Origin of the sequence: Algibacter sp., assembly GCF_049667265.1 — a bacterium.
Lineage (GTDB): Bacteria > Bacteroidota > Bacteroidia > Flavobacteriales > Flavobacteriaceae > Algibacter_B.
Map to the genome: position 1 here is coordinate 1 of NZ_JBATHX010000268.1, position 5099 is coordinate 5099.

Below are 5099 nucleotides of genomic sequence, written 5' to 3' on the forward strand. Positions count from 1 at the left end.
GAATTTATCATTTTATTAAAAAAACGATAAAGTCCATTTCCTTTGGATTCTCTCCAATACATGAAGATTCCGAATAAAATGGCTCCTATGAATACGATGAGTTCTAGTGTCATAATCTTTTATTTTGAAGTTGATTTCTATAAAATTAGTCTATAATTTTTAAATATTGTTACTAATTGTTTCGATTGCCCACTCCTTAAGAGAATCATCCCAGGTTTCAAAATTGGCATAAAACGATTCTTTATCATACCAATACCAAAATAAAATATCTTTTTCAGAAATGTTAACTAACAACATCCAAATTAAATCCTGATGTTTAGCGTCTAAGGAAGAGTGCGGTTGATGTAAAGCTTCATAAATCTTCACATCAACTATATCTGCAATTTTATACTCGTTACTAGTTTCTAATTTCTCCAAATAGCGCTCAACACTCATTACTTTTTTTCTCGCATTTATATCAAGTTTATTTAAATAACTCTTAAACAAAATAGGGTCATTCAAAATATCTTTTATAGGATGTTGTGGCTTTTTTAAATACTGAGCCATTTCAAATTTCTTGATACGCTCATAGCGTTTTGTTTCTATTACTTTTTCTAAATCACATTCAATAATTAAATGGTCTCTAAGTTTTTCCATAAGCTCTGGCTGCTCAATTTGGTAAATTAAAACATCATAATTTGTATCTTTAATAGCTTCCTTGTACCAAGTTTTGTCCTCAAAAACAACTATGGGTTTTATAAAATCTCTTAAAACATAAACACCTCCAAAGGCTCGTGTGAAAAATGAATCTGTGGTGTATTGAAGTTGATGCAACTCTAAATCTCTATTTCGTAAATCGCCATGCGCAATAGCTGAATCTAAAAGTTTCTGGTGCAAACTTTCGTCAATAAAATTATTCCCATTATTAAATTTATCAACAAGTTCAATCTGTTCTTTTTGGATATACCATAATTTATCAATTAAATGAAAATTGATAATTACTTTATCATATTTTAATACATCCAAAGGTTCATAAAAGACATCAATTCCTTGGTCGAAATCTAGACAAATAGCGCAATCTCTGGTAATGTCTTTAATCTTTTCTCCATGAATTTTAAAAACAAACTTCATGATATCTCTATCAAACGTATGAAACGGCAAATACACCGGTTTTCCTTTTTGAAGTGGTGAAATGATGATGCCATGTGGATTTGCTTCTCCATTATTTAAATAATGAAAATCTTCTTTTTCCTCAGCAATTTCTGGACTCCAACCTATACCATCAATATGAAAGGTTTTTAATTTTGTTTTAGAAAACCCGAGTTTTACTAAGCATTTGTTGTAACGCTCAACAAGTTTTCCGCTTACCGGAATTAGTTCGCTTCTGTATAAATTTGCTTTTTTTAGTTTGTCCATTTTACGCTAACAACTTATGAATTTGGGCATACTGCAACAACACAATAGTTCTTGTATCTACTATTTGGCCATTATTCAACATATTCAACGCGTTTTCAAAAGGCATTTCTACTACTTCAATATCTTCATGCTCACTATCTAATCCACCGCCTTCGTTAACTTTCATATCATCAGTATATTCGCCAATAAAAAAATGCATTTTCTCAGTCATAACTCCAGGTGAGGAATACGCTTCATAAACCTTTTTAACCGACTTTAATCGATAACCAACTTCTTCTTCGGTTTCTCTAATTACACAGGCTTCAGGGTTATCTTTATCTAACATGCCTGCTGCAATTTCAACTAAAAACCCATCCTCATTATCATTCAAATAAGTTGGCATTCTAAACTGTTTGGTTAAAATTACCGTTTGTTTTTCTTTATTGTATAATAAAATACCAGCGCCATCTCCTCTATCATAAACTTCTCGCATTTGGTTTACCCATTTGCCACTTGTCATTAAATAATCAAAAGTGACTCTATTCAGAATATAATAGTTATCAGAAAGTAATTTCTTTTGAATATTTTTAATTTGCTTATCGCTCATTATCAAACGTTTTTCTAGCTTTAGTCTCAATATTTAATTGATTCACTCTGGCATCCACTTTTCGTTTAAAATCAGTATCAGCAATAGTTGCAACATTATCTAAATACCGCACGACTTCTTGACGACGTATTTCAGAGAAGTCTAAACCTTTCATATTCCCTCGCATCAATTCTTGAAGCATATTAAACTTGGTATCGTAATCTTGTTTAAAATATATTTCTGGGTTTTCAAACCAATCTTCTTCCAAATCAAAATCAGTCAATCGTAATGAAATGGCCGATTGAATATTACGAACATCACGAGATGAAAAGAATGGAAATACCGCTTGCATTTCCTTATACAAATTCGCGTAAAATAAATGCTGATTGGTTTTAAAATGCTTTTCTACATGATCATAAACCTCGTGAACACGCTGTTCTGAAGGTTTATCAATATTGCTCAAAATATCGCCCATATTTTTGGCTAAACCTTGATCTTGCAAATAGCTATAATTTTCTGGTCCTTGCATGTTTACAAAATCGGGCATGGTATCATCTAATTTTCGCCACCAAAGATGATCTTGATCTAAAAAATCATGCTCTGTTCTGGCTCCATCAATTTTAAAACGGCCTTGAACACGAGAAATCACAGCTTTATCCAACATTTCTGGAAGATTGGTAAATAACCCAATAGAACTGTTTCCGTAGTTAACCGCATAAGCACCTTCGGTATATCTTAAAAATACACCAATCACTTCCTTAACACCAGCCGAAACACCTTGAGCGGTTCGCTCTTGTAAATTATTTTCGGCATCGTCAATGGGTGCGAAAATTAATTTGGTAGGATCTTGCATAGGTTTCATCCATTCTACCATCTTTTCTGCTGAACCTCCTTGAAAAGTTGAAATCAACGTATCTGGCATCGGGTGGAATAAAAACGGAATATCTAAAGTGTCACAATGTTCTTTAAGTCGTGTTGCAATGGCAGCAATCAACATGCTTTTTCCTGTTCCAGGAATTCCATAGCCCATAAAAACTGGCATAAAACCTCCTAATTCTTGAAATGGGTTTTTCTTTGCTTTGAAATCGTAACTCAGCATCCGTTCGGTTAAACGACGTGCAAAGTGTTTCGCATCACGATTACCAACTATTTGCTCAAACTGAATTTTATTAAACTCAATACTTTTTGCGGTTCCTTGAAATACATTGCTCCATCCTGCAACAGCAAACTCAGATTTTTCAAGTTTATAAGTTCTATCTTCAATAGTTTCGGTGTATTCTAAACTACTTTTTCTTAATTGAATTTCATCAATTAAAGCTTCATAATAAACCACAGTAAAATCAATGACATTTTTATCTGATTTTATAATATCTGGATGTCCTAAATATTTATCATAATAAAATAAACTACATGAAATCCCTTTGAGCGGCGACATTAATGACACCTCTGGAATACCAGCAAACTTTTGTTTCATCACACTTAAATCGTCTGAAGCATGCGGTTTTAAATCGTGTAATATTTTATAAGCTGTAGCAAATAACATATACGCTGTGGCGGTATGCATTTTACTTTCAAACTCACGTTTTCCGTTATTATCTAAGGCCGATTTGTTTTCATTTAAACTCGATAATCCTGAGGCATCATAGTAATTATCTTTTATCCAAATACCAAGTGTTATGCCTTCTTGAACAGCATATAAAGTCTGATTTAAATAGATTGGTATCGCAATAGAATCAGGCAATAATCGCTTTTTTAATCCTAAAATTGTTTTAGAAACTGATGTTATATTGGTTGGGTTTGAACCATTATTGGCACGCGATAAATACAATAAGATAGATTCATCCTTTGCATCCTTATCTCTGTTTTTTGCACGAGATCCCTGCTCCCATTGCACACTTTTCAAGTATGATGAGGCTTCATCACGAAGCATATCAAGTTCGGATAATTTTATTGGAAATGTTGAGTTGTGTTCCATTTTTTTTTAGTGTTCAGTACGGTCTCAGTAAGCAGTATTTACTCAAAGCTGCTTACTTTAACTTAAACTGTTATAATTTGATTTTTCTCGTCGCAAAACTGAAAACTGAGACTGCGACTGTAAACTTTATTTATTTTATTTCTAATCCAGCAACTTCAATAGGCGCTTTAGCCAATGTATTCATAATCTCCGGCGTTTTATTGTACAATAATTGAATGATTCTATGCGGAGCAAAAACATACTTTTGTTTAAAACCATCGTCCCAACGCTGTAACACTTGCTTACTGAAAAAGCTACCTTCCTTAAATTCACTTTTCGACGTAACTTCATTAATTCTCAAAGAAAATGCATAAGATTCTAACGGAATTTCCTTTTTTCCAATACTCTCTAAAATAGTATGGGTTATTTTATGATCGTCTTTTGCAAACACATTATGCAAAGGTCCTAAATCTATACGCTTTATATGTTTTGGAGATAATTTTGGTAATTTTCTATCAATAGTATACGCCATGGTATCTAAGGACATCTCTCTATCAGCAACCGATTTTAAAACTTCATAAATGTCATCTTTATACTCGTTTACATTCTTGCCATCATAATTAAAATACATAAAGCAAATAAATGGTCGGTTATGCGACACATCATAAAAACTCCAGCTAATCAATAAATCGGCTCCAGAATCTTTCGGAGCAGTTACAATTTTACCTTGAACAAATCGGTTAAAAATAAATTGCTTATTTACAGAAGTATAATAAACTATGGAAGCCGCTTGAAACAATTTACTTTTACTAATAGGCTCTTTTTTTCGCAATAGCGTATCTAAAAACTCTTCTTTAAGCGTGGCAATTGGTGTCAGTTTTCCAAGGTATTCGTCTCGCAATTCCAAATCGTTAAACAAATACCGAAATTCCAAATAGTTAGGAAATCCAGACTCTGTTAAATCCACTTTCATATTATCCTCGTCATCGTACATGTACTTAACACGCATAGCCTCAATGGAATACAATAACAAATCGCAATATTGCTTAAACAACTGCACTTCAATATCATTACAAAGTTTTTGCCGCTGAACGGCTACAATCAATTCATTAAAAGCAAAATTTACCATTTTATGATAAAACACATAATGCTCTTTGGAATCGAGAATTGCAGAATCTAATGGAG

4 protein-coding genes are annotated in these 5099 nt (G+C 32.8%); all 4 read right to left on the reverse strand.

Features of this window, described 5'->3' with window-relative positions:
* Window positions 1-159: 159 nt before the first annotated feature.
* On the reverse strand, window positions 160-1395 hold the full coding sequence (locus WBN21_RS10035) for a DUF6638 family protein (RefSeq protein ID WP_424199875.1): 1236 nt from the start codon (window positions 1393-1395) through the stop codon (window positions 160-162).
* A 1-nt stretch (window position 1396) separates the two neighbouring features.
* On the reverse strand, window positions 1397-1981 hold the full coding sequence (locus WBN21_RS10040; RefSeq protein ID WP_424199877.1) for an NUDIX domain-containing protein: 585 nt from the start codon (window positions 1979-1981) through the stop codon (window positions 1397-1399).
* Window positions 1971-3935 (reverse strand): AAA family ATPase, encoded by a 1965-nt coding sequence (locus WBN21_RS10045; protein WP_424199879.1) that lies wholly within the window; start codon window positions 3933-3935, stop codon window positions 1971-1973. Before WBN21_RS10045 ends, WBN21_RS10040 begins: the two co-directional genes overlap by 11 nt.
* A gap of 130 nt (window positions 3936-4065) precedes the next feature.
* Window positions 4066-5099 (reverse strand): hypothetical protein (locus WBN21_RS10050; RefSeq protein WP_424199881.1); only part of this gene is annotated, 1034 nt, incomplete at its 5' end.